This is a genomic window from Nonomuraea sp. NPDC046570 (genome assembly GCF_040645915.1).
Lineage (GTDB): Bacteria > Actinomycetota > Actinomycetes > Streptosporangiales > Streptosporangiaceae > Nonomuraea.
The window spans coordinates 252,262-275,759 of sequence record NZ_JBEYZF010000005.1 but is presented as its reverse complement, the minus strand read 5'-3'; the positions used below and the strand labels follow the sequence as shown (position 1 = coordinate 275,759).

The following is a 23,498-nucleotide window of genomic DNA, read 5'->3' as shown; positions in this document are numbered from 1 at the left end:
ACCGATGACGGTCATCGCACGACGACTCGCGGGCCACCTGGCCCGCGGGCTCGTCATGATCCTCGTGGTCGCCACCATCAGCTTCTTCATCGTCAACGCGATCCCCGGCGACCCGGTCGCCGCGCGCTACGAGAAGCTGCTGGAGCAGGGCATGTCGCCGGAGGCCGCCCTGCAGGCCACCAAGGTGATGTACGGCTTCATGCCGTCCGGCTCCATGTGGCAGCAGTACCTCGACTACATGGGCGGGCTGGTCACCCTCGACCTCGGCACCTCGCTGACCCGGCCCGGCCAGACGGTGGTCAGCGTGCTCGCCGAGGCGACCAAGTGGACCCTCCTGCCGGTCCTGATCGGCACCCTGCTGAGCTTCCTCGTCGGCGTGGTCCTCGGCGTGTACGCCGCGATCAAGCGCACCGGCAAGCTCGGCGACGCCCTGGCGATCTCCGGCTCGCTGCTGCACGGCATCCCGCAGTACATCCTGGCGATGCTGCTGGTCGTGATCTTCGCGACGCTGATCCCGATCCTGCCGCCGGACAGCCCGGTGGACATCCTGTTCGAGCCGGGCTTCAACGCCGGATACATCGGCTCCCTGGCGGAGCACGCCGTCCTGCCCGTCCTGACGTACGCGCTGTCCGCCTACGGCGGGTGGATCCTGGCGATGAAGTCGAGCGTGGTCACCGTACTCGGCGACGACTTCATCCTGGCCGCCGAGCTGCGCGGGATGAAGCGCTCGATCATCTTCCGCTACATCGCGCGCAACGCGATCCTGCCGCTGTTCACGATCCTCGCGCTCTCGCTCGGTCTGCTCCTGGGGGGCGCCGTCTTCATCGAGAAGATCTTCAACTACCCGGGGCTCGGCCTGTTGCTCATCGACAGCATCCAGTTGCGTGACTACGGCCTGATGAGCGGCGCGTTCCTGCTCATCACCGCCGCGGTGATCGTCGCCAACATCGTGGCCGACCTGTTCTACACCGTGATCGACCCGCGGGTGCGCAGTGGGGAGGAAGCCCGATGAGCGCCGTGGTGCTGCAGAGCACGACCGCGACCATGCGCCGCAACTTCTGGAGCGGCGTCTGGCGGGTGCTGAAGCGCAAGCCCAGCCGCATGGCCGGAGTCGTCATCATCGCCGGGTTCGCGTTCATGGGCGTGTTCGGACCGATGTTCTTTCCGGACCAGTTGCCGGGCAACCCCGACGCCATCACCCAGCCGCCGAGCTGGGCGCACTGGTTCGGCACCGACCCGCAGGGCCGCGACGTGCTCGCGCTGGTCATCACCGGCTCGCGGTACGTGCTGCTCAGCGCCGCCGTGACCGCCGTCATCACCATCGTCATCGGCACCGCGCTCGGCCTGTTCTCCGGCTTCAAGCGGGGCCGCTGGGACGCCGTGCTCATGCGGATCACCGACATGAAGCTGACGATCCCCGGGCTGCCGCTGCTGCTGGTGCTGGCCACCGTGTGGAAGTTCAGCAGCGCGGTCCAGATGGGACTGGTGCTCGGGCTGCTCGGCTGGGGCGGTGTGGCGCGGGCCGTACGGGCGCAGACGCTGTCGCTGCGCGAGCGCGGCTTCATCGAGGCGGCGCGCGGGCTCGGCCTGCCGACGACGCACATCATCGGCAAGGAGCTGCTGCCGAGCATGGCGCCCTACATCGCGATGAACACCCTCATCTCGGTCACCGGTGCCGTCTACTCCCAGGTGGGTCTGTTCTTCCTCGGCGTACTGCCGTACGAGTCGGACAACTGGGGCGTGATGCTCAACCTGGCGGTGTTCCAGGCGGGCGCGATGATCCAGCCGTACGCGCTGGGCTACCTCCTGGCGCCGCTGCTGGCCATCCTGCTGCTGACGCTGGGCATCGTGCTGGTCGTCGACGCGATGGACGAGATCTTCAACCCCCGGCTGCGGGAGGAGTAACAGTGGCTCAGCAAGCGCCGGGAGTGCGCATCGACGGCCTCACGGTCGTCTACAAGACACCGGCGGGCGAACTGCCCGCCGTCAGGAACGTCAGCCTGGAGCTGGCCTCGGGAACGATCACGGGGGTGGTCGGCGAGTCGGGTTCCGGCAAGTCCACCCTCGCCCTGTCACTGCTCAACGCCGTGCAGCCGCCCGGCAGGATCAGCCAGGGCACCGTGCAGATCGACGGCCTCGGGGATGTCGTCGGCCTGCGCGGCAACGACCTGCGCAAGGCCAGGGGCGCGCACATCGGCTACGTCTTCCAGGCCGCGCAGAACTCCCTCAACCCGCTCAAGACCGTCGGCAAGCAGCTGCTCGACCTGGGCCGCTCGCACGAAGTCGAGGACCTGCCCGCCCTGGTCAGGGAGGCCAAGGAACTGCTCGGCCGGATGGGCCTGGACGGCGCCCGGGTGCTCGACTCCCACCAGCACGAGCTGTCGGGCGGCATGCGCCAGCGCGTCGGCATCATGCTGGCGCTGGTGCTCAACGCCCACCTGGTCGTGCTCGACGAGCCGACCACCGCCCTCGACATGATCACCCAGGCGAACATCCTGAAGATCGTCCGCGAGGTGCACGCCGAGCGAGGCCTGACCACGCTGGTCATCACCCACGACATCGGCGTGGTCGCCGAGGTCGCCGACCGGCTCGCCGTCATGTACGGCGGCCGCATCGTCGAACAGGGCCCGACCAGGGAGGTGCTCGGCGCCCCCAGCCACCCCTACACCAAGGGCCTGATCCGGGCGATCCCCAGGCTCCTCGGCGACATCGACGAGGCCCAAGCCCTGCCGGGCCGCCCGCCGACGCTGACCACGGTGCCGAAGGAGGGCTGCGTGTTCAGGGAGCGCTGCGCGCTGCGGATGGACGTGTGCGACACGGTCGACCCGGAGGCCGTCGCCCACGACTCGAGGATCGTGGCCTGCCACGCGGTGACAGTGAAGGAGCACGCGTGATCACGGGGACCGGCATCACCAAGACCTTCAAGCAGCGCGGCAGCGTACTGGCCGCCCGGGAGGTCCAGGCGCTGCGCGGGGTGGACTTCGCCATCCCGAAGGGCGGGGCGGCCTCGTTCATCGGCGAGTCCGGCTGCGGCAAGACCACGCTGGGCCGGATCATCGCCGGTCTGGAGGCGCACGACGGCGGCGAGATCTCCATCGACGGCACCGCGATGTCCTCGCTCAAGCCGAAGGCCCGCCAGCCGCACTTCCGGCGGATCCAGATGATCCACCAGGACCCGTACTCCGCGCTGAACCCCACCAGGACCGTGCACCAGACGCTGAACGCGCCGCTCACCCTGCGCGCCAAGCAGACCGGCAGGTCCAAGGCGTGGATCGAGGAGCGGGCCGCCGAGGTGCTGAACCTGGTCGGCCTGGACGCCGGCTCGGTGCTCGGGCGCTACCCGCACCAGCTGTCGGGCGGCATGCGCCAGCGCGTGGTCATCGCCCGCGCGCTGACCGTCGACCCGGACATGCTCGTCGCCGACGAGGCCACCTCCATGATCGACGTGTCGCTCCGCCTCGGCATCCTGGGGCTGCTGAAGGACCTGCGCGAACGCCTCGGCGTGAGCGTGCTGTTCATCACCCACGACGTGGCGACCGCGCGCTACATCGGCGACGACGGCGAGCTGTACGTCATCTACCGGGGCCAGGTCGTCGAGCGCGGGCCGGTGGACACGATCATCGCCGACCCCGTGCACCCCTACACCCAGTCGCTGCTGTCGGCCATCCCGGTGCTGCACGGCCTGGAGCGGCCGGGCGACGATCCCGTGACGCCGACCGAGACGCTGGACGACAGCGTGCAGGACGAGGGCTGCCTGTTCGCCCGGCGCTGCCCGTTCCGCACCGACGCGTGCACGGCCAAGCGCCCGCTGCTCCAGCTGACCGAGGGCATCCCGCAGGAGCACGCCTGCATCCACCCCCGGCGCCGCAGCGTGGTGGCGCAGCCGATCGGGCAGGAGTAGCGCCATGGAGGACATCCAGCCGGTCCCGGCCACCCCCGCGGACACGCCGCGGCTCGCCGCGATCGCCGAGGCCGCGCTCACCCTCGACTCCGCCGAGGCGCCCGCCCTGGTGGCCCGGCTCATGGACCCTCCACCCGGTCGCCGCTGGACCGCGTTCACCACGGGCGGCGGGTTCGTCCTGGCCTCGGTGTCGGAGCGCGAGCCGACGGTCGGGTATCTGGACCTGCTCGCCGTACACCCGGACGCGCAGGGGCGCGGGCACGGGCGCGCCCTGGTCGCCGCCGCCGAGGGGTGGCTGCGCGCCGCGGGCGTGAGCCAGGCGCGCTTCGCCGGCCACCCGCCCACCTACGCCTGGCCGGGCATCGACGTGCGCTACACCGCCGCCGCCTGCCTGGCCGAGCGCCTCGGCTACGAGCGCTACCACGTCGCCTGGAACATGACCGCCGACCTGGGCGCGGACCTGTCCGTCGAAGACGACCTGGTACGGCTCGCCGCCGCGGGCGTCACCGTGCGCGCGGCGGCCCCCGGCGAGCGCGACAAGGTGGCCGCGTTCGTCGAGGCGGAGTGGAACGAGCGCTGGGCCTGGGAGGCGGTCAACGCCGCGGGCCTGCACTACGCCGAGCGCGACGGGGAGATCCTCGCCTTCGCCGCCTGGGGGGCCAGGCCGATGTGGTTCGGCCCGATGGGCACCGCCCCCGCGGCCCAGGGGCTCGGCCTGGGCCGCGTGCTGCTGCGCCGCTGCCTGGCCGAGCAGCGGGCCGCCGGGCTGGCCCGCGCGCAGATCGCCTGGGTGGGTCCACTGCGCTTCTACTCACGTGCCGTGGGCGCGCGGGCCGAGCGGGTCTTCTGGCTCTACCGCCGCGACCTGCGTTGAGGTCACTCGTACAGGAGCTCGCCTTCGGGTCGGGCGGGCTCCTGGCACAGCGTGCGCGGGTCCTCGCCGGCGTCCAGGCACCGGGTGAGCGTGTCGGAGCCCCACAGGTGGTCCATGAACAGGTCGGGGCCCCACCAGGCGAGGTCCTCAGGATAGAGCGTGCGGACCGTGTGCATCATCGACAGCCCGGTCATCACCGGGCGGAAGGCCAGCGGGTCGTGCACGTGCAGTTGCACCCCGCGTACCACGGTCCCGGCGTGCTTCTGGAAGGTCGGCGTGAACCAGGTCTCCCGGAAGCGCACACCGGGCAGGCCGAGCGCGTTCAGCGCGGGCGCGAACCTCTCGTCCACGTACGGCGCGCCGACCAGCTCGAACGGCCTGGTGGTCCCCCGCCCCTCGGACATGTTGGTGCCCTCGAACAGGCCGGTCCCCGGGTAGACGAGCGCGGTGTCCAGGGTCGGCATGTTGACCGAGGGCATCACCCACGGCAGTCCCGTCTCGGCGAATCGCATCTCCCTGCGCCAGCCCTCGGCCTTGATCACGCGCAGGTCGGCGCCGAGCGAGCGGTTGACGAACAAGGCCAGCTCCCCCGCCGTCAACCCGTGCCTGACGGGGATCGGCGCCCTGCCGACGAAGCTGGCGAACGCCGGGTCGAGCAGCGGGCCCTCGGTGACCAGGCCGCCGAGCGGGTTGGGCCGGTCGAGCACGACGAAGCGCAGGCCGAGCCGGGCGGCGGAGGCGAGCAGGTCGTACATCGTCCACACGTAGGTGTAGAAGCGGGTGCCGATGTCGGCGATGTCGAACACCAGCGTGTCGACGCCGGAGGCGGCCACCACCTCGTCGAGGACCTCGCCGTCCTTGAAGTGCGTGTCGAAGACGGGCAACCCGGTGGCGGGGTCGATGCGGTCGCCCTCGCTGAAGCCGGCCTGGGCGGTGCCGGTCATCCCGTGCTCGGGGCCGAACAGCGCGGTCAGCGGGACTCCCGCGGCGCGCAGCGCGCCGAGGGTGGGTGTCAGGTCCGGCAGGACGCCGGTGGGGTTGGAGATCAGTCCGACGCGGTCGCCGGGGAGGAGCCCCGGGTCGGCGGCAAGCCGTTCCGCTCCAGTTCTTACGTGTGACATGTCCCCCATTGTCTGAAGATAATTTGCAAAAGAGAAATCGAAGGCGGAAATTAGCGACATGATTGATCCACTACCTGAGCTGTCCACGGAACAGAGCGATCCGCGCTACAGCCAGATCGACCGGCTGTCGACCGCCCAGATCGCCCGCCTGATGAACGCCGCCGACGCGGCCGTGCCGGTCGCGGTCGCCGTGGCCATCCCGCAGATCTCCGCCGCCATCGACGCCATCGCCGCCCGCATGGACTCGGGCGGGCGGCTGCTCTACGTCGGCGCGGGCACCTCGGGCCGCCTGGCCGTCCTGGACGCCTCCGAGTGCCCGCCCACCTTCGGCACCGACCCCGAGCTGGTCCAGGGCATCATCGCCGGCGGGCCGCCCGCGCTCACCCGCTCGGTGGAGGGCGCCGAGGACGACTCCGAGGCCGGCGCCGCGGCCATCGCCGCCCTGGAGGTCGGCCCGCTCGACTCGGTCGTGGGCATCTCCGCCAGCGGCAGGGCGCCGTTCGTGATCGGCGCGGTCACCGAGGCCGCGCGACGCGGCGCGCTGACCGCCGGGCTCTCCTGCAACGCCGACACCCCGCTCTCGGAGGCCGCGGGGCACGGCATCGAGGTGATCGTCGGCCCCGAGGTGGTGACCGGCTCGACCAGGCTCAAGGCGGGCACCGCCCAGAAGCTGGTGCTGAACATGATCTCCACGATTTCGATGATCAAGCTGGGCCGTACCTATGGGAACCAGATGATCGAGATGTCGGCGATGAACGCCAAGCTGGCCGGGCGGGCCGCGCGGATGGTCGCCGGCATCACCGGCGCGGGCCTGGAGCGTGCCCAGGAGGCGCTGGAGGCCGCGGGGGGCCAGGCCAAGACCGCCGTGCTGATGATCGAGCACGGTCTCGACGCCGACGGCGCCAGGGCCCTGCTGGAGTCGCACGGGGAGCGGCTCGGCGACGCGCTCGATCAGGTGAACGGGAGCTGAGCGTGTCCGGCAGGCTCGACGAGATCCTCGCGGCGGCGGTCCCCGCCGTCTGCTCCGCCGCCGTCGCCGTGATCGCCGTGGACGGAGCGGTCGCCGCCTCCGGCGTGGCCGGCGAGCTGGAGCGCTACGCCGACGCGGGGGAACGGCTGCTCGGCGAGCGGCCCGCCGCCCGCCGCGACTCCCTCTTCGACCTGGCCTCGATCAGCAAGCTGTTCACCACCGCCGTGGTCCTCTCGCTGGCCGAGGAGGGCCGTCTCAGCCTGGACGCGCCCGTCGCCGCCTGGCTGCCCGGCTACTCCCCCGCCATCACACTCAAGCACCTGCTCACCCACACGGCGGGCCTGCAGCCCACCCGTCGGGTGGACCTGGAGATCCCCGGCGAGGGGCCGTCCGTGCTCGCCGCCAGGATGCGGGCGATGCTCACCACGCCGACCACCTCCCCGGTCGGCGCGGACTACCTGTACTCCGACGTCGGCATGGTCACCGCGGGCAGGGTCGCCGAGCTCGCCGGGCAGGCGCCGCTGGACGTGCTGGTGCGCGAGCGGGTGACCGCGAGGCTCGGCCTGGCCGACACCTGCTACCGTCCCGCCGCCGCGCTCGCCGGGCGTGTCGCGGCGACCGAGTTCAAGCCCGAGCGGCCGGGCTCGGCCGCCGTGCGCGGCGAGGTGCACGACGAGACCGCGTACGGCCTCGGCGGTGTGGCCGGGCATGCGGGCCTCTTCTCCACCGCCGACGACGTGCTGCGCTTCGGTGAGGCGCTGCGCACCGGGGGCGGGCCCGTCCTGCGGCCGGAGACGGTGGCGGAGATGGTGCGCGACCAGGGGGGCTCGGGCGCGCCGTTCCGGCACGGGCTCGGGGTACGGATCGGTGATCCGGCGATCGTGGGGCCGCTGCGGGACGCCTTCGGGCACTCGGGGTTCACCGGCACGTCGCTGGTCGTCGACCCGGCCACGCGGCTGACGGTCGTGCTGCTGACCAACGCGGTCCACCCGCTGCGCGGCCGCCCCGGCATCCGCGAGCTGCGCCACGCCGTCGCCGCCGAGGCCCTGCGCCTGGCGACGACGTAGGAATCGGCCCCGCACGGGCTCACTCCGGGCGTGTGCGGGGCTTTGGTCCTTCCGATCTCACATCCTGCCGGGGGCCAGCTCCTCCAGCGCCTCCAGAGCCCGCTGGAGGGCCTCCTCCGGGGCGGCCGTGACGATCTCCTGGTCGAAGTTGAGGTCGTGGAAGACCTCCGTGACACCCTTCGCCGCCAGCGCCGCGACGTCGCGGCGGATCTTGTCGTAGGTGCCGGTCAGCGGCGGCCCGCCGGTCGAGTCGCGCACCTGGGTGACGCCCCGGCACACCATCCGCAGCGCCTCGGGGTCGCGCCCGGCCTCCCGGGCCGCCGCCTTTACAATGTAGATCTGTTCGTCGATGCCGGCCAGGTCCTCGCGGCTCGCGCTCACCCAGCCGTCCGCGATCCGGCCCGCCCGGCGCAACGCCTTCTCGGCCCCGCCGCCGAGCAGCACCGGCGGCACCGGCGCCGGCTTCGGATCCAGGTGCGAGGCGCTCACCTGGTAGAACTCGCCGCGGTGCTCCACCACGTCGTCGGTCCAGCACTTGCGCAGCAGCTCGACGAACTCCTCGCCGCGCCTGCCGCGCCGCTCGAAGGCCAGCCCCGACGCCTCGAACTCCTCCGGCAGCCAGCCGAGGCCGACACCCGCCGTCACCCGCCCGCCGGACACCTGCTGCAGCGAGGCGAGCTGCTTGGCCAGCAGCACCGGCGGCTCGAAGGCGTTGACCACCGCCACCCCCAGCCCGATCCTCCCGGTCAGCCCCGCCAGGTAGGACAACGTGACGACGGGATCGAGCACCGAGCGATAGGTCGGCCCCATCGCGTGCCCCACCGGGTACAGCAGCCGCTGGAAGGTCCACACCTCGTGATAGCCGAGCTCCTCGGCCCGCGTGGCGATCACGCGCAGGTTGTCGCGGGTGGCCCAAGGCCCTGACACGGGTACGGCGAAGCCCATCCTCATGCCAACAGAGCCTAGTCTTGGCCCCGTGGATCTCCAGGAAGAGCTGGCACGCGTCGCCGCGGCCTACGGCGGGCAGGGCTCCCCCGTCCTGCACCCGACCAGAACCGACGTGGTGGTGATGCGGCGCGGCGAGGTCGTCGTCAAGGCGCACTCGGCACGCGACGAGGAGCGTCCGCTGCGCCTGCGGTTACGCGCCGCCGCCGCGGCCTCGCTGACCGGCGTGCTGCTGGCCCCGCTCGACCCGGAGGTGCAGGTGGTCGGCGACCGGCTGGTCACCGTGTGGCCCGCGGGGCGTCCCGTCGCCCACGACGCGCCCGAGACGGCGCCGTGGGAGGAGGGGGCGCGGCTGCTGGCCCGGCTGCATGCCGTACCGCTGACGATACTGCCGCCTCTGCCGCCCGCCGCCGGGCCCGCGCGGGTGGCGCGGGCGGTGGCCCGCATGCCGGGCGACGGGCCGGTTCAGGGGCTGATCCGGCGCACCTTCGCCGAGTTGCCCGAGCCCGCGCCGCCCAGTCACGCCACCGGGCTGCCGGCGCACGGCGACTGGCATCTCGGGCAGCTCGTGCACCGGGGGCAGTGGCTGCTCATCGACATCGACGACCTGGGCACCGGCGACCCCGCGTGGGACCTGGCCAGGCCCGCCGCCTGGTTCGCCGCCGGGCTGCTGGAACCGGCCGTCTGGGAGCGCTTCCTGGGCGCCTACCTGGCCTCCGGCGGGCCCGCGCTCGGCCCCGGCGACCCCTGGGAGCGACTCGACCTGCCGGCCAGGGCGCTCACCGTGCAACTGGCCGCCGTCGCCGTCGCCAACGCCGACCGGGACGGCCGGGAACTGGACGAGGTGGAGCATTCGTTGATCGAGGCGTGCGGCAGGATTGTCGGCCTTCACCATCGGCTGACATAGTGACGCACGCAGTAGGTTCTAGATTGAGGCAAACAGCCAAGGGCAAGGAGATCAGCCTGATGCAGTGCCCCAAGTGCCGCGGCAACATGCGGACGTACGAGCGCAACGGGGTCCACATCGAGCAGTGTGAGAACTGCCGAGGGATCTTCCTGGACTATGGCGAGCTGGAGACGCTGACCCGGATGGAGTCGCAGTGGTCGTCGACCCAGCACGCCGCTCCCCCGCCGCCGCCGGCGCACGGCGCGCCCGCCTGGGGGGCTCCGCACGGCGGCCACCACTACGGCCACCGGCGTAAGGACAGCTTCATGGGAATGCTGTTCTCGTCCTGATTCCATGGAAAAGGGCCACGACCCGCCAGGTCGTGGCCCTTCCGCGCGTTCTCAGCCGGGGAACTCCGACGGGTCCACGTCCTTGGTCGGGGCGTTGCCGCCGACCAGGCTGTGCAGGGTGATCTGCCAGTCGTGCCAGCGCACCTGGGTGGCGGTGTAGGTGGTCTTGAACCGCACCGTGTCCTCGAACCGCTCGAAGCGGCAGTTCCTGGTGAACGCCTTGGCCCTGGCGTCCCAGTCCACGCCGTGGGTGAAGTAGACGCGGTAGTTCCCGTCGCGCACGCCGCTGACCTTGAACCGCGACTTCTTGCGCACGTACACCGAGAACGCCTTGATGCCGCCGCGCATCACGGTGACGACCGAGTCGCGTTTGTCGCCGTTGTGGATCTTCAGTGAGCCGCGCCCGCTGCGCCGTTCGCCGCGGATGAACCGCCCGTTCGGCAGTCGTCGGTTCTGCTTCGCGCCGACCTTGGCGGCGACCACGTCGGCCGGGTGGCCGCCCATCCGCTCGAGCGTCTCCCCCGCCGCGTCGAGCGTCTTCAGCGGGCCCGCGAGGTCGTCGAAGACGCCGGAGGCGGTGCAGACCTCGCGTCCACTCAGCTTGCCCCTGGTGGTGCCCAGTTCGACGGACAGCTCGCGCAGGCCCGCGACGTAGGCGGCGTGCTGGACCTGGACCTCCGGGGGCGGGGCGAGAACCTCCAGCCCGACGGCCGCCTCGCGCAGCGCCTCCTCGGCCCGCTCCAGCCGCTGGCCGAGCGTCTTGACCGTACGGGCGCCGCCCACCGAGGTGAGCGCCTTGCCCACCGGGCCGGCCAGCGCCCCGAGCCGCTCGCCGTAGGCGTCGGCGGTCAGCGTCGTGGGTGTGGGGTCGGCCGTGACGACGGGCGCGGGGCTGGCGGCGGACGCGCCCGGTCCCGCGACTCCGGTGGCGACGGGCTGACCGCCCGAGCGCACATCGAGCGTCGTCGTACATCCGCTCAGCGTGAGCGTCGCCAGCGCCAGGGCGCACGAAATCAACCGGGGGACAGCCATCTGCCACACTATCGCCCGGTTGATCCTTCCCGTCAATCTGATGCGGTCAGCCCGCTGTCCCGATCGACCCGCCCCCACCTGGTGATGCCCAGCTCCCGCAGGAACGGCTCGTCGTGGCTGACCACCACGAGCGCCCCCCGGTAGGCGTTGAGCGCCTGGGTGAGCTGGCGGACACTGGCCAGGTCGAGGTTGTTGGTCGGCTCGTCGAGCAGGAGCAGCTGCGGCGCGGGCCGCGCCGACAGCAGGGCCGCCAGCGTCGCCCTGAACCGTTCGCCGCCGGACAGCGTGCCCACCGGCTGCTCGACCCTCGCCCCCCGGAACAGGAACCTGGCCAGCGTGGCGCGCACCTCGTTGACAGAGGCGGCGGGCGCGAGCGCGCGCACGTTGTCCAGGACGCTGAGCGCGTCGTCGAGCACGTCGAGCCGCTGCGGCAGGTACCGCACCGGAACCCGTACCCTGGCCGCCGACTCCAGCTCACCGGCGATCCGCCGCAGCAGCGTCGTCTTGCCGGAGCCGTTCGGCCCGCGCACCGCGATCCGCTCGGGCCCGCGCACCACGAACTCGCCCGCCTCCGCCGGGAGCGGGTAGGTCAGGACGGTCCTGCCCGCGGGCACCTCGGTCTCCGGCAGGTCGACGCGGATCTCGGCGTCCGTGCGCACGGCCTGCTCGGCCTCGGTCAGCCGGTCACGCGCCTCCTCCAGTTTCTCCTCGTGCATGGTGCGGTGCTTGCCGGCCGACACCTGGGCCTGCCGCTTCCGCTCCTGCATGACGATCTTCGGTTCGCGCTTGGTGGCGTACATCTTGTCGCCGTAGCGGACCCGCCGATCGAGCTTGGTGCGCGCCTCGACCAGTTCCCGGCGCTGGCGCCGCACGTCGCCCTCGGCGGAGCGCACCATCCGCTCGGCGGCCTCCCGCTCGGCGTCCAGGACCTCCTCGTAGGCGCTCAGGTTGCCGCCGTAGCCGCGCACCTCGCCGTCGCGCAGGTCGGCGATCTGGTCGACCCGGTCGAGCAGCTCCCGGTCGTGGCTGACCACCACCATCACGCCCGGCCACGACGACACCGCGGCGTACAGCCGGCGGCGGGCGTCCAGGTCGAGGTTGTTGGTGGGCTCGTCGAGCAGGATGACGTCGGGCCGCCGCAGGAACAGCGCGGCCAGCCCGACCATCACGCTCTCGCCGCCGGACAGCGTGGCGACCGTGCGGTCCAGGCCGACGTCCGTGAGCCCGAGCCGGTCCAGCTCGGCCCGCGCCCGCTCCTCGACGTCCCAGTCGTCGCCGACCGTGGTGAAGTGCTCCTCGGCGACGTCGCCGCCCTCGATGGCGTGCAGGGCGGCCCGCGTGGCGGTGATCCCGAGCAGGTCGCTGACCGTACGGCCGGCGCCGAGCGGCAGATCCTGCGGCAGGTACCCGACCTCCCCCAGCACGCTGACCGAGCCGGTGCGCGGCCGGAGCTCACCGGCGATGATCCGCAGCAGGGTGGACTTGCCCGACCCGTTGACCCCGATCAGCCCGGTACGGCCGCCGCCGAAGGCGACGTCGAGGTTCTTGATGACTTCGGTGCCGTCGGGCCAGGCGTAGGACACGTGGTCGACGACGATGGAAAATGACATGAAGGCGGCTCCCGTCACATAGGTCCCGAAATTCGTGACTTCTGCGGGAAACACCGCTGACGTGCGCCGAAAGAGGCTCACTGAGGCCGGTTAGCATGCGCACGTGCCCAGGACAGGGCGGAACGGCGCGGTGCCCGCAACCTCAGAACCTCACTGACAGCCCCCATGGGGTCGGCGACAAGACCGGCTCACTATATTCACCGCCACCCTCCCCGGCAACCCCCCACCTCCGGACGATCTCCCTTCCCTGGAGCAGGGAGTTCGTCTTAGAGTCACACCAAGTGTCACCCACCCCCGGAGGTCAGGCGTGTCCAGCATCCCCGCGCTGCTGCGCGACAGAATCAGGCAGACGCCCGACGCCGAGGCCTACCGGGTGCCGACGGAGAACGGGTGGACGTCGTACACCTGGCGCGAGATCGGCGAGCGGGTCCGCGTCCTGGCGCTCGGCCTGGCCGAGCTGGGGGCGGGCCGCGACACCCGGGTGTCGCTGATCAGCTCCACCCGCCTGGAGTGGATCGTGGCCGACCTCGCGGTGCTCTCCACGGGCTCGGCGACCAGCGCGGTCTACCCGTCCAACACGGCCGCCGAGTGCGCGTTCGTCATCGCCGACTCCGGCAGCACGCTCGTCATCGCCGAGAACGACGAGCAGGTGGCCAAGCTGCGCTCGGTCCGCGAGCAGATCAAGGACGTCCGGCACGTCCTGGTGATCGACGGGCAGGCCTCCGACGACGGCTGGGTGCTCAGGCTGGACGACGTACGCGGCGAAGGCGACCACGACGCGATGGTCGACGCGATCGGCCCGGCCGACCTGGCCACGCTGATCTACACCTCGGGCACCACCGGCCGCCCCAAGGGCGTGGAGCTGACCCACGACAACTGGCTGTTCACCGCGAACGCGATCCGCGAGATCGGCCTGCTGCGCGAGGACGACCTGCACTTCCTGTGGCTGCCGCTGTCGCACTCCTTCGGCAAGCTGCTGGAGATCGCGATGATCGACCTCGGCGTGACCACCGCGATCGACGGCCGCCTGGACAAGATCGCCGACAATCTGGGCGAGCTCAGGCCGACCATCATGGCCGCCGCGCCGCGCATCTTCGAGAAGATCCACAACACCGTCGCCGGGACCGTGCAGCGCGAGGGCGGGGCCAAGCTGCGGATCTTCCAGTGGGCCAAGCGCACCGGCCTCCGGGTGAGCCGGGCCCGCCAGCGCGGCGTCTCCCTGCCGCTGACCACCCGGGTCGAGTACGCCCTGGCCGACCGCCTGGTCTTCGCCAAGCTGCGCGCCCGCTTCGGCGGCCGGATCCGCTACTTCATCTCCGGCTCGGCGCCGCTGTCGCTGGAGATGGCGGAGTTCTTCGACGCGGCCGGCCTGACCATCCTGGAGGGCTACGGCCTGACCGAGTCCTCGGCGGGCAGCGTGCTCAACAGGCCCGGCGCGGTCTCCTTCGGCAGCGTCGGGCAGCCGCTGCCCGGAGTGGAGGTGCGTATCGCCGAGGACGGCGAGATCCTGCTCGGCGGCCGGGGCATCATGCGCGGCTACCACGGCCTGCCCGAGGACACCGCGAACGCGCTGACGGACGGCTGGCTACACACCGGCGACATCGGCGAACTCGACGACCGGGGGCGGGTGCGGATCACCGACCGCAAGAAGGAGCTGATCAAGACCTCCGGCGGCAAGTACGTCGCGCCCACCCACCTCGAGGGCCGGATCAAGGCCGCCTGCCCGTACCTGTCGCACGTGTTCGTGCACGGCGACCGGCGCAACTTCTGCACCGCGCTGGTCACCCTCGACATGGACGTGGCCGGGCCGTGGGCGCGCTCGGAGGGGCTGCCGGACGACGCCGTCTCGCTCAGCGCGGAGCCGCGGATGCGCGAGGAGATCCTCAAGGCGGTCAAGCAGGTCAACGCGGAGCTGGCCAGCTACGAGACGATCAAGGACTTCGCGGTGCTGGACGCGGACTTCGCCGTGGACACCGGGGAGCTGACGGCCAGCCTCAAGGTGAAGCGCAAGGTCGTCGAGGAGCGCCACCGCGAGACCCTCGACGCCTTCTACCGGGGGTCGATCATCTGAACACGTGCAGGGCGCGGGGGCGCTTGGTGAAGACCACGTCCCCGGTGGCGGTGAAGGTCTCGCCGTCGTGCGCCAGCCGTACCGTGCCGGAAGGGGTGGCGACGCGCAGGGTGTCGGCCTGCCACTGGCGGTAGTGGCGGGAGACGCCGAGGCGGCTCGCCAGGACCGTGCCGAACGCGCGCAGGCGCGGCAGCCGGCGCGCGGCGGTGAGCAGCCGGATGTCCAGCACGCCGTCCTCCAGGCGCCGGCGCCGCACCGGCGCCGCGCCGCGCGACTCGTAACGGCAGTTGCCGACGAACAGCAGCCACGCCCGGTACGGCACGCCGTCCACGACCAGGTCGAGCGGCCTGGCCTCCGGCCCCAGCACCTCGGCGAGCGCCCACAGCAGCGCCGGCCACTTGCCGATCCGCCGCTGCCTGGCCTCCCTGCGGTCCACCAGCGCCGGGTAGACGCCGAGGCTGGCGTTGTTCACGAAGATCCGGCCCGCGACCTCGCCGACGTCGACCGCGACCAGGTCGCCGGACCGGTAGGCGCGCACCGCCTCGGCGGGATCGTCGATGCCGAGCTCGCCCGCGAAGTGGTTGAGCGTGCCCGCCGGGACGACCAGCAGCGGCCGGTCGTGTTCGAGCGCCTCCTGGGCGGCGCGGTTGACGGTGCCGTCGCCGCCCGCGACGGCCAGCACCTTGGCCCTGCCCACCGCCTCGCGGACGGTCGCGCCCAGGTCGGCGGCCGCCTCCACGACCTCCGCCCGCGGGAAGGCGTCGCGCAGCGCGTCGGCGGCCGGGTCGGTGCCGGGGTCGACGACCGCGACCAGGCCCTCGCCGCCGGGGTCGAGCCCGGCGAGCGGCGCGGTGGTGGAGGCGCGGGCCCGGCCCGCCTCGGTGGCCTCCGGCCAGACGCGCCGGGTCATCAGCCCGGTCGCGACGCCGATCGCGATCCCGGCGAGCACGTCGCCCGGGTAGTGCACGCCGGTGTAGACGCGGGAGAAGCACACGGCGGCGGCGAGCAGCGCGACGGGCGCGGCGAACCTGGCGGGCGCCTCCAGCGAGACGGCGGCGGCGAAGGCGGCGGCGCTGGCCGAGTGCCCCGAGGGGAACGACAGCGAACGCGGGGTGGTGAGGAGCCTGCCCAGCGGCAGGGTGTCGGCGACGGGGCGGTTGCGGCCGAAGAACTGCTTGCCGACCAGGTTGACCAGCGGGCCGGCCAGGCTGATGGCGAGCAGTCCTCTGGTGGCGGCCCGGCGCAGGTCCCTGCGCCCGCTCAGCGCGAACGCGCCGGACACCCCCGCCCACAGCAGCGCGTTGTCCGCCACCCGCGACAGTTTGGGCAGCACGCGTTCGAGGCCCGGCAGGTGCGCGTCCGCCACGGCGGCGAACAGCCGTTTGTCCAGCCTGTTCAGATGTGCTCTCAGCCGCATACGAGCGATACTGCCCGATCAGCGCCCCTGATATGCGACCACCTGCCCCTTGCGCACCATTCCTCCGCCGGGTGGGTTCCCCTCACACACGAGGGCGGCGGTCAGCCGAGCCGCTCCCGGTAGACGGCCCGTGCGCGGTCGAGCACGTCCACGTGGTCGGCGAGCTGGCGGCGGGTGCGCAACCTGGCGTGCCGCTTGATCAGCTCCTCCAGCCCGTCGAGCCAGGCCAGGCAGAAGCGCACGTCGGCCTCCCTGGCCACCGGCCGGCCCGCCACGTTCACGTAGACCGGGCTGGTCATCGCGAAGCTCTCCGCGGTCATCGTGCGCGGATGCGGCCCGCCCAGCGCCTCGGCGAGCACGTAGGTGGGCTCGCCCGCGACGAACTCCGCGCTCGCCCGCCCGTCCCCGGTGGCCAGCAGCACGCCGTCGGCGGTCCGCAGCCGCAGCTCCGACACCTCGGGGCCGGTCACCGTGGCGGTGATCTCGATCCGGTCGCCGGGCCGGGTGTCGATGACGGCGCCGGGACCCTGGCCGTTCACGGCGAGTTCCAGCCAGGGGCCGGTGGTGGCGAACGTCCGGCCCCGCCGTACGGCCTGGGCGAAGCCGCGGGCGGTCAGCGGGCCGTCCACCTTGGCGTAGACGCGCGCCCACCCCGGCGGGCTGGACTGGGAGTCCAGGCGGGTGAAGGAGATCATCGTGTCGGTACCGGCGGTGACGGCCAGGCGGTTGCCCGCGCCGACCAGATGCCGGTAAATGAGCGCGGTGCCGCTGATCGAGCTGTGGTTGAGCACGTCGAGGCTGTCGACCAGGCCGAGCGCGGCGTCGGCGACGATCTCGCGGGCCGCGCAGTTGCGCGCCACCACCTCGAACAGCTCGTCCGGTGGGTCGTCGTCGGTCATGTCCACGCTGAACGGGTGGCTGTAGCCGAGCACCGCGCCGAGCCCGCGCAGCTCCTCCAGCCCCACGCTGTTCGGCGGCCAGTCGGCGTCGCCGGCGAACCCGGTGTGGAAGCGGGCCGGGGGCGCCGAGGGGGCGAAGGCGTAGACGTGGCCGAGCAGGTCGTTGCGGTACTCCACGCCCACCCTGGCCAGGTGGGCGGCGTCCGACCAGGGCAGGTCGGCGTCCGCCCAGTGCTCCAGCGCCTCGCGGTCATAGACGCGGGCGCCCGAGACGTTGCCGGCCAGCAGGTTCAGCACGTGCAGGTCCTCGCCGTGCTGGACGGCCGAGGCCAGCTCGGGGGCGGCCACGATGTCGCCCGCCCAGTTCAGGTGCACGTGCATGTCGCCGCCGTACCAGCCGTCGGCCGCCGGGTCGCGCAGCCGGGGCGGCGCCAGCCGTACCAGGTGCTCCACGCCCGCCTCGGGCAGGATCGCGGTCTGGGCCTGGTCGTAGTCCATGCCCCTGGCGGCCGTGACGGTCAGCGCCTCAGCGGGGACGTCGACCAGCAGGTCGTCGCCGTGGAAGTACGGCACGCCGTGGTAGTCGTGCTTGTGCGGCACCCCCTCGGGGAACCAGCCCCGGCCGTCGGCGCCCACCACGCTCCAGCGGCACGGGAAGCCCGCGCGCAGCCTGACCCTGGACCTCGGCACCGTCCTGCCCAGCCCCGCCAGGGACACCCGCTCACCGTCGACGGCGAGCTTGCCGTCGAGGGCCACCTCCGTCAGCCACGCCCCGCCGGCGGGCACCTCCCGCCGGCGCCCCTCGACCTCCACCACGGCGGGGACCGCCCGCGAGGAGTCCACCAGCAGCGCCAGGCGCGGCAGGGCGCCGTCCGGTTCGAGTACGGCCTGCGGCGCGCCCTCCAGGCGCGGCCCGTCCTCGGTGAGCCGGAGCGCCGCCATCGCCCCCGGCAGGCGGCCGTCGAGGGTGTCGCGCAGCACCTCGTGGTAGTCGGGCTCGGCCAGCCGGTCCCCCAGCTCCATCGCGGTCGCCCCGGGATGGCGCTCGGTCAGCCGCTGGAAGACCAGTGCCCAGAAGCGGTCGCGCAGCTCCGGGGGCATCACCCGGCGGACCGCGAACAGCTTCACATAGAAGATCTCCGGCTCGCCCCAGGTGATGCCGTGCTCGGCGAGCAACTTCCCGTACTCTCGCAGCGCCCCCGCGACCGGCTCGGGCGCCATCTGATCGTCGCACATGCGCGCATCGTGGCACGCACCATCCGCCCCGCCTGCCGGCCGCGAGGTCACAGGTGATGATTTTTCACCTTCTGATGCAATGGGGCCCTTCAGCTACGGACAATCGTTGTCCTCAGGGCAGCCTGAACGCCGCCAGCAGCCGGTCGGCCGCCAGGGCCGGGGTGAGCGCGCCGTCGAGCACCTCGCGCTCCACCTCGGCGGTGATCGCGGCCACCTCGGGATTCTCGCGCAGGGCCGCGAGCAGGCGGTTGCGAACCAGGGTCCAGGTCCACTGCACCTGCTGGCCCCGGCGCCTGGCCGCGACGTCGATCCGCTCCTGGTGGGCGACGACCTGCGACCACAGCTCGCCGAGGCCGTCGCCGGTCTGGCCGCTGCAGGTCAGCACCGGCGGCGGCCTGCCCTCCGAGCGCAGCATGCGCAGCGCGCCGGCCAGCTCCCTGGCCGCCTTGCGGGCGGCGGGCTCGTGCTCGCCGTCGGCCTTGTTGACCGCGATCACATCGGCCAACTCCAGCACGCCCTTCTTGATGCCCTGCAGCTGGTCGCCGGTGCGCGCCAGGCTGAGCAGCACGAACGTGTCGACCATGTCGGCGACCGCCGTCTCCGACTGCCCGACGCCGACGGTCTCCACCAGCACGATGTCGTAGCCGGCCGCCTCGACCACCACCATCGCCTCCCTGGTCGCCTGGGCGACCCCGCCGAGGGTGCCGGAGGTGGGCGAGGGGCGGATGAAGGCGTGCGGGTCGACGGCCAGGCGGGACATGCGGGTCTTGTCGCCGAGGATGCTGCCGCCGGTCCTGGTGGAGGAGGGGTCGACGGCCAGGACGGCGACGCGGTGCCCCTCGCCGGTCAGGCGGGTGCCGAGCGCGTCGATGAAGGTGGACTTGCCGACGCCGGGCACGCCCGAGATGCCGACCCTGCGGGAGCGGCCGGCCAGCGGGGTGAGCTCGACGAGCACCCGCTGGGCCAGCTCGACGTGGTCGGCCCGGGTCGACTCGACCAGGGTGATCGCCCGCGCGATCCACGCCCGCTCCCCGGCTCGCACCCCTCCGACGTAGTCCTCGACCGATCGCACGCCGCCTCCTGTCTCGCGACCACACAGTCTCTCATCACCCGTCGGACGAGCACCTGGCGGAGCGGGCGGGAACGTGCCGGTGGCCGTCAGCCTGCCGATCCCCGGAGGCCGGGCCCGGTCAGTGCGCCAGTCTGGCGCTCAGGTCGGTGAGGAGTTCGAGGGCCGCGTCGGCGATCACCGTGCCGGGCGGGAAGATCGCGGCGGCACCCGCCGCGCGCAGCTCGTCGAAGTCGCCCGGCGGGATCACCCCGCCGACCACGATCATCACCTCCGGCACGCCCAGCTCCGCCAGCGCCTCCCGCAGCGCGGGCACCAGCGTGAGGTGACCGGCCGCCAGCGAGGAGACGCCCACGATGTGCACGTCGGCCTCGACCGCCTGGCGGGCGACCTCCTCCGGCGTCTGGAACAGCGGGCCGACGTCCACGTCGAAGCCCAGGTCGGCGAAGGCGGTGGCGATCACCTTCTGGCCGCGGTCGTGGCCGTCCTGGCCCATCTTGGCCACCAGGATGCGCGGGCGGCGGCCTTCGGCGCGCTCGAAGTCGGCGCAGGCTCGCCGTACCCGCTGGATGCCCTCCGCGGGGCCGGCCTCGTCGCGGTACACGCCGGAAATGGTACGGACCTGGCCGGCGTGCCGGCCGAAGACGCGCTCCAGCGCGTCGGAGATCTCGCCGACGGTGGCGCCGGCCCTGGCCGCGTCCACGGACAGCGCGAGCAGGTTGCCGTCGAGGCCGCCGGCCGCCTTGGTGAGCGCGTCGAGGGTGTCGGCGACCGCCCCGGCGTCGCGTCCGGCGCGCAGGCGGCGCAGCTTGTCGAGCTGCTGGGCGCGCACGGCCGAGTTGTCGACCTTGAGCACGTCGATCGGCTCGTCGGCGTCCGGGCGGTACTTGTTCACGCCGATCACCGGCTGGCGTCCGGAGTCGATGCGCGCCTGGGTGCGGGCGGCCGCCTCCTCGATGCGCAGCTTGGGCAGGCCCGCGTCGATCGCCCTGGCCATGCCGCCGGCCGCCTCGACCTCCTGGATGTGCGCCCAGGCCTTCTCGGCCAGGTCGTGGGTGAGGCGTTCGACGTACGCGCTGCCGCCCCACGGGTCGATCACCCTGCTGGTGCCCGACTCCTGCTGGAGCAGGAGCTGGGTGTTGCGGGCGATGCGGGCGGAGAAGTCGGTGGGCAGCGCCAGGGCCTCGTCCAGCGCGTTGGTGTGCAGCGACTGGGTGTGGCCCTGGGTGGCGGCCATCGCCTCGACGCAGGTGCGCACCACGTTGTTGAAGACGTCCTGCGCGGTGAGCGACCAGCCCGAGGTCTGCGAGTGGGTGCGCAGGCTCAGCGACTTGGGGTTCTTGGCGCCGAAGCCGGACACCAGGCGGGCCCAGAGCAACCGGGCGGCCCTGAGCTTGGCCACCTCCATGAAGAAGTTCATCCCGATGCACCAGAAGAACGACAGCCTGGGCGCGAACGCGTCCACGTCCAGCCCCGCCGCCACCCCGGCCCGCAGGTACTCCACGCCGTCGGCCAGCGTGTACGCCAGCTCCAGGTCGCACGTGGCGCCGGCCTCCTGGATGTGGTACCCGGAGATCGAGATCGAGTTGAACTTCGGCATCCGCTCGCTGGTGTAGGCGAAGATGTCGGAGATGATCCGCATCGACGGGCCCGGCGGGTAGATGTAGGTGTTGCGGACCATGAACTCCTTGAGGATGTCGTTCTGGATGGTCCCGGCGAGCTGCTCCGGCGCCACCCCCTGCTCCTCGGCCGCGACGATGTACAGCGCCAGGATCGGCAGCACCGCCCCGTTCATGGTCATCGACACCGACATGCGGTCCAGCGGGATCCCGTCGAAGAGCTGCCGCATGTCCAGGATGGAGTCGATCGCGACGCCCGCCATGCCGACGTCCCCCGCCACCCGCGGATGGTCGGAGTCGTAGCCGCGGTGCGTGGCCAGGTCGAAGGCCACCGACAGGCCCTTCTGCCCGGCGGCCAGGTTGCGCCGGTAGAAGGCGTTGGACTCCTCGGCGGTGGAGAACCCGGCGTATTGCCTGACCGTCCACGGCTGGTTGACGTACATCGTCGGGTACGGCCCGCGCAGGAACGGCGCCGCCCCCGGGTAGGTCTGCAGGAAGTCGAGCCCGTCCAGGTCGGCGGCCGTGTAGAGCGGCTTCACGCCGATGCCCTCGGGCGTCTCCCAGACCAGCTCGCCCGGCTCCCGCCCGGTCTCCGCGCGCACGGCCTCGGCCCAGCGCCCGGCGTCCGGTGCGGCCTGCGAGCCGCCGTACAGCGGGATGTTGGTGAAGTCGGGCACCGTCACTTGGTCACTCCCAGGTCGTCGAAGGTGGTGCGCAGGACGTGCAGCGCGTCGCAGCCCGCGTGCAGCGTGGCGTCCACGCCCCGATAGTCACCCTTCCCCGCCAGCCATACCCGTCTGGCGCCCGCCCGCTTCAGCGCGGCGGCGACGACTTCGGCGTGCCGGCCGTACAGCAGGTCGCTGGAGCAGAGGCAGGCGACGGTGGAGCCGCTGATCGCGAAGGCGGTGGCGATCTGGTCGGGGTCGGTGCCGGGTCCCGCGTCGGGGGTGGCGAAGCCGCCGGACTGGAAGAGGTTCGCGGCGAAGGAGGCCCTGGCGGTGTGCGCGGCGACGGGGCCGATGGTGGCCAGGAACACGGCGGGGCGCTCCGGCTGGGCGTCGGCCAGGTCCCTGAGCCGCTCGAACTCCGCGGCGTAGCGGGCCACCGGCCGCCCGGCGGGCGCCGGGGCGCGGACGGGGAGGGCCTCGGTGAGGTTGGGGAACTCGCTCACGCCGGTGATGGGCCGGCGGCGGTGCGCGATGTCGTCGGCGCGCCGGGCGCCGGTCGCGGCGATCCGCTCGGCGGCGGACGCGCCCGCCTCGAGCTCCTGGAACCACTCCCAGGCGCGTTCGGCGAGGTCGGCGGTGAGGCGCTCGACGTACCAGGAGCCTCCGGCGGGGTCGATCACCCGGCCGACACCCGCCTCCTCCATCAGCAGCGACTGGGTGTTGCGGGCGATGCGCCGGGCGAAGGCGTCGGGCAGCCCGAGCACGGCGTCGAACGGCTGCACGGTGACCGCGTCGGCGCCGCCCACTCCGGCGGCGAAGCAGGCCAGGGTGGTGCGCAGCATGTTCACCCAGGGGTCGCGGGCGGTCATCATGGCCGAGGAGGTGACCGCGTGCTGCGCCTGCGGGACCTCGGCGGCGCCGCACACCTCGGCGACCCGGGCCCACAGCCTGCGGGCGGCGCGCAGCTTGGCGATGGTGGCGAACTGGTCGGCGGTCGCCGCGTACCGGAACTCGATCTGCCCCAGCGCCTCCCCGGCCGTCAGCCCGGCCTCGGTCAGCAGCCGCAGGTGCGCGACCCCGTCCGCGATCGAGCACCCCAGCTCCTCGACGTCACTGGCGCCCGCGTCGTGGTACGGCGTCGCGTCCACCATGACCGCCCGCAACCCGGGAAACTCTCCGGCGCACCGCCTGGCCAGTTCGGCGGCCTCCACGCCGTTGGCCAGCGAGGCCCCGAGGTTGCCGGTGAGGGGGGTGCCGCGCTCCCCGGCCAGCGCGAGCAGGGCCTCGGCCGCCTCCCGCGTCCGCTCCCCCGCCTCCAGCGTGACCGACAGCAGGTCGAGGTACACCCCGTCGAGCACCCTCGGCAGTTCCCCGACCCCGATGGCGCCGTCCCCGACCACCAGCCACAGCGACCCGACCCCGTTCTCGAGGTCGGCCAGCACCGCCTCGGCATCGGGTACGGCATGCCGCTGGCGTACCTCCCACCCGTGCCGCGCGGCCCGCGCCCCGCGCACGTACGGCGGCAGACCTGGCAGCCCGGGGTCGTCGGGAAGGTCGGAGGCGTCGTAGAGCGGCGCGACGGTGACGCCGTCGTAGGTGTGGGTGGCCAGGGCCACCTCGGGCGCCTCGCTCTCCACCCCCGACCTGCGCAGCACCCCGAGCGCCAAAGCTCGCCAATCATCCCGGGTGGTCGACGGAAAGTCCGCTGCCAGTCTCATGCCTGGGATAGTAAGCGGACGCCGACAGGCGCCGGGCTCCGGGGG

At 72.6% G+C, this 23,498-nt stretch carries 19 protein-coding genes; 10 read left to right on the top strand and 9 right to left on the bottom strand.

Going from position 1 to position 23,498, the window contains the following annotated elements; genetic code table 11:
* The first annotated feature begins 4 nt into the window (after window positions 1–4).
* Genes ABZ911_RS11415 through ABZ911_RS11395 form a run of 5 tightly spaced genes read left to right on the top strand, consistent with a single transcriptional unit; the run spans window position 5 to window position 4,775 of the window.
* Complete coding sequence (locus tag ABZ911_RS11415; RefSeq protein ID WP_358054415.1) at window positions 5–1,012, top strand: ABC transporter permease; 1,008 nt, start codon at window positions 5–7, stop codon at window positions 1,010–1,012.
* Complete coding sequence (locus ABZ911_RS11410) at window positions 1,009–1,905, top strand: ABC transporter permease (RefSeq protein WP_358054414.1); 897 nt, start codon at window positions 1,009–1,011, stop codon at window positions 1,903–1,905. The genes ABZ911_RS11415 and ABZ911_RS11410 overlap by 4 nt, the downstream gene beginning before the upstream one ends.
* 2 nt (window positions 1,906–1,907) lie before the next feature.
* Window positions 1,908–2,894, top strand: coding sequence for an ABC transporter ATP-binding protein (locus tag ABZ911_RS11405; protein ID WP_358054413.1), 987 nt, complete (start codon window positions 1,908–1,910; stop codon window positions 2,892–2,894).
* On the top strand, window positions 2,891–3,901 hold the full coding sequence (locus tag ABZ911_RS11400) for an ABC transporter ATP-binding protein (protein WP_358054412.1): 1,011 nt from the start codon (window positions 2,891–2,893) through the stop codon (window positions 3,899–3,901). The genes ABZ911_RS11405 and ABZ911_RS11400 overlap by 4 nt, the downstream gene beginning before the upstream one ends.
* A 4-nt stretch (window positions 3,902–3,905) precedes the next feature.
* Window positions 3,906–4,775 (top strand): GNAT family N-acetyltransferase, encoded by an 870-nt coding sequence (locus tag ABZ911_RS11395; protein WP_358054411.1) that lies wholly within the window; start codon window positions 3,906–3,908, stop codon window positions 4,773–4,775.
* Between the two features lie 2 nt (window positions 4,776–4,777).
* On the opposite strand, the gene ABZ911_RS11390 is transcribed toward ABZ911_RS11395, so the two are convergent.
* Window positions 4,778–5,896: a DUF1343 domain-containing protein gene (locus ABZ911_RS11390; protein WP_358054410.1), complete on the bottom strand. Its 1,119-nt coding sequence runs from the start codon at window positions 5,894–5,896 to the stop codon at window positions 4,778–4,780.
* Between the two features lie 58 nt (window positions 5,897–5,954).
* Between ABZ911_RS11390 and murQ the strand changes: the two genes are divergently transcribed.
* Entirely contained in the window at window positions 5,955–6,866 is a 912-nt protein-coding gene (gene murQ / locus ABZ911_RS11385) for an N-acetylmuramic acid 6-phosphate etherase (RefSeq protein WP_358054409.1), read from the top strand.
* Between the two features lie 2 nt (window positions 6,867–6,868).
* Window positions 6,869–7,933: a serine hydrolase domain-containing protein gene (locus ABZ911_RS11380; RefSeq protein WP_358054408.1), complete on the top strand. Its 1,065-nt coding sequence runs from the start codon at window positions 6,869–6,871 to the stop codon at window positions 7,931–7,933.
* Between the two features lie 57 nt (window positions 7,934–7,990).
* Here ABZ911_RS11380 and ABZ911_RS11375 read toward each other — a convergent pair whose 3' ends face one another.
* Entirely contained in the window at window positions 7,991–8,884 is an 894-nt protein-coding gene (locus ABZ911_RS11375; protein WP_358054407.1) for a TIGR03619 family F420-dependent LLM class oxidoreductase, read from the bottom strand.
* Between the two features lie 25 nt (window positions 8,885–8,909).
* Here ABZ911_RS11375 and ABZ911_RS11370 point away from each other — a divergent pair, with 25 nt between their 5' ends.
* Together ABZ911_RS11370 and ABZ911_RS11365 are read left to right on the top strand one after the other, a co-directional pair.
* Window positions 8,910–9,785 (top strand): phosphotransferase, encoded by an 876-nt coding sequence (locus ABZ911_RS11370; protein ID WP_358054406.1) that lies wholly within the window; start codon window positions 8,910–8,912, stop codon window positions 9,783–9,785.
* 59 nt (window positions 9,786–9,844) lie between these two features.
* On the top strand, window positions 9,845–10,114 hold the full coding sequence (locus ABZ911_RS11365; RefSeq protein ID WP_358054504.1) for a zf-TFIIB domain-containing protein: 270 nt from the start codon (window positions 9,845–9,847) through the stop codon (window positions 10,112–10,114).
* Window positions 10,115–10,165: 51 nt separating this feature from the next.
* On the opposite strand, the gene ABZ911_RS11360 is transcribed toward ABZ911_RS11365, so the two are convergent.
* Together ABZ911_RS11360 and ABZ911_RS11355 are read right to left on the bottom strand one after the other, a co-directional pair.
* Window positions 10,166–11,146 (bottom strand): hypothetical protein, encoded by a 981-nt coding sequence (locus ABZ911_RS11360; RefSeq protein ID WP_358054405.1) that lies wholly within the window; start codon window positions 11,144–11,146, stop codon window positions 10,166–10,168.
* Window positions 11,147–11,178: 32 nt separating this feature from the next.
* Complete coding sequence (locus tag ABZ911_RS11355; RefSeq protein WP_358054404.1) at window positions 11,179–12,756, bottom strand: ABC-F family ATP-binding cassette domain-containing protein; 1,578 nt, start codon at window positions 12,754–12,756, stop codon at window positions 11,179–11,181.
* Window positions 12,757–13,063: 307 nt separating this feature from the next.
* Here ABZ911_RS11355 and ABZ911_RS11350 point away from each other — a divergent pair, with 307 nt between their 5' ends.
* Window positions 13,064–14,827 (top strand): long-chain fatty acid--CoA ligase, encoded by a 1,764-nt coding sequence (locus ABZ911_RS11350; protein WP_358054403.1) that lies wholly within the window; start codon window positions 13,064–13,066, stop codon window positions 14,825–14,827.
* On the opposite strand, the gene ABZ911_RS11345 is transcribed toward ABZ911_RS11350, so the two are convergent.
* The 5 genes from ABZ911_RS11345 to ABZ911_RS11325 form a co-directional block, all read right to left on the bottom strand.
* Window positions 14,820–16,244 carry a phosphatase PAP2 family protein gene (locus tag ABZ911_RS11345; RefSeq protein WP_358054402.1) on the bottom strand — a complete coding sequence of 475 codons (1,425 nt, stop codon included), beginning with the start codon at window positions 16,242–16,244 and terminating at the stop codon, window positions 14,820–14,822. The two genes, ABZ911_RS11350 and ABZ911_RS11345, sit on opposite strands and share 8 nt — an antisense overlap.
* A gap of 101 nt (window positions 16,245–16,345) precedes the next feature.
* Window positions 16,346–18,379 carry a CehA/McbA family metallohydrolase gene (locus ABZ911_RS11340; RefSeq protein WP_358054401.1) on the bottom strand — a complete coding sequence of 678 codons (2,034 nt, stop codon included), beginning with the start codon at window positions 18,377–18,379 and terminating at the stop codon, window positions 16,346–16,348.
* 112 nt (window positions 18,380–18,491) lie between these two features.
* Complete coding sequence (gene meaB, locus ABZ911_RS11335) at window positions 18,492–19,451, bottom strand: methylmalonyl Co-A mutase-associated GTPase MeaB (protein WP_358054400.1); 960 nt, start codon at window positions 19,449–19,451, stop codon at window positions 18,492–18,494.
* A 118-nt stretch (window positions 19,452–19,569) separates the two neighbouring features.
* Entirely contained in the window at window positions 19,570–21,750 is a 2,181-nt protein-coding gene (gene scpA / locus ABZ911_RS11330) for a methylmalonyl-CoA mutase (protein ID WP_358054399.1), read from the bottom strand.
* Complete coding sequence (locus ABZ911_RS11325; protein ID WP_358054398.1) at window positions 21,747–23,453, bottom strand: methylmalonyl-CoA mutase family protein; 1,707 nt, start codon at window positions 23,451–23,453, stop codon at window positions 21,747–21,749. Before ABZ911_RS11325 ends, scpA begins: the two co-directional genes overlap by 4 nt.
* Window positions 23,454–23,498: the final 45 nt, after the last annotated feature.